Raw genomic sequence first — 1416 nt, forward strand, 5'->3', positions numbered from 1 at the left:
ACACAGTGGACGCGAGCAACTGAGGACAAGCCCTCGGCCTATTAGTACCAGTCAACTCCACCCGTTACCGGGCTTCCATATCTGGCCTATCAACCCAGTCGTCTACTGGGAGCCTTAACCCCTCAAAGGGGGTGGGAGTCCTCATCTCGAAGCAGGCTTCCCGCTTAGATGCTTTCAGCGGTTATCCTTTCCGAACGTAGCCAACCAGCCATGCCCTTGGCAGGACAACTGGCACACCAGAGGTTCGTCCGTCCCGGTCCTCTCGTACTAGGGACAGCCCTTCTCAAGACTCCTACGCGCACAGCGGATAGGGACCGAACTGTCTCACGACGTTCTAAACCCAGCTCGCGTACCGCTTTAATGGGCGAACAGCCCAACCCTTGGGACCGACTCCAGCCCCAGGATGCGACGAGCCGACATCGAGGTGCCAAACCATCCCGTCGATATGGACTCTTGGGGAAGATCAGCCTGTTATCCCCGGGGTACCTTTTATCCGTTGAGCGACGGCGCTTCCACAAGCCACCGCCGGATCACTAGTCCCTACTTTCGTACCTGCTCGACCCGTCAGTCTCACAGTCAAGCTCCCTTGTGCACTTACACTCAACACCTGATTGCCAACCAGGCTGAGGGAACCTTTGGGCGCCTCCGTTACCCTTTAGGAGGCAACCGCCCCAGTTAAACTACCCACCAGACACTGTCCCTGATCCGGATCACGGACCCAGGTTAGACATCCAGCACGACCAGAGTGGTATTTCAACAATGACTCCACAACCACTGGCGTGGCTGCTTCAAAGTCTCCCACCTATCCTACACAAGCCGAACCGAACACCAATATCAAGCTATAGTAAAGGTCCCGGGGTCTTTCCGTCCTGCTGCGCGAAACGAGCATCTTTACTCGTAATGCAATTTCACCGGGCCTATGGTTGAGACAGTCGAGAAGTCGTTACGCCATTCGTGCAGGTCGGAACTTACCCGACAAGGAATTTCGCTACCTTAGGATGGTTATAGTTACCACCGCCGTTTACTGGCGCTTAAGTTCTCAGCTTCGCCACACCGAAATGTGACTAACCGGTCCCCTTAACGTTCCAGCACCGGGCAGGCGTCAGTCCGTATACATCGCCTTACGGCTTCGCACGGACCTGTGTTTTTAGTAAACAGTCGCTTCTCGCTGGTCTCTGCGGCCACCACCAGCTCAGGAAGAAAATTCCATCACCAGCAATGGCCCCCCTTCTCCCGAAGTTACGGGGGCATTTTGCCGAGTTCCTTAACCATAGTTCACCCGAACGCCTCGGTATTCTCTACCTGACCACCTGAGTCGGTTTAGGGTACGGGCCGCCATGAAACTCGCTAGAGGCTTTTCTCGACAGCATAGGATCATCCACTTCACCACAATCGGCTCGGCATCAGGTCTCAGGC

At 55.5% G+C, this 1416-nt stretch carries 1 rRNA gene (only partly in view); it reads right to left on the reverse strand.

Annotated elements, in window-relative coordinates:
• Positions 1 to 21: 21 nt before the first annotated feature.
• A 23S ribosomal RNA gene (locus tag AB0411_RS37590) occupies positions 22 to 1416 on the reverse strand; it runs 1793 nt beyond the window's last position.

Source organism: Streptomyces angustmyceticus (assembly GCF_040701845.1).
Taxonomy (GTDB): Bacteria; Actinomycetota; Actinomycetes; order Streptomycetales; family Streptomycetaceae; genus Streptomyces; species Streptomyces angustmyceticus_A.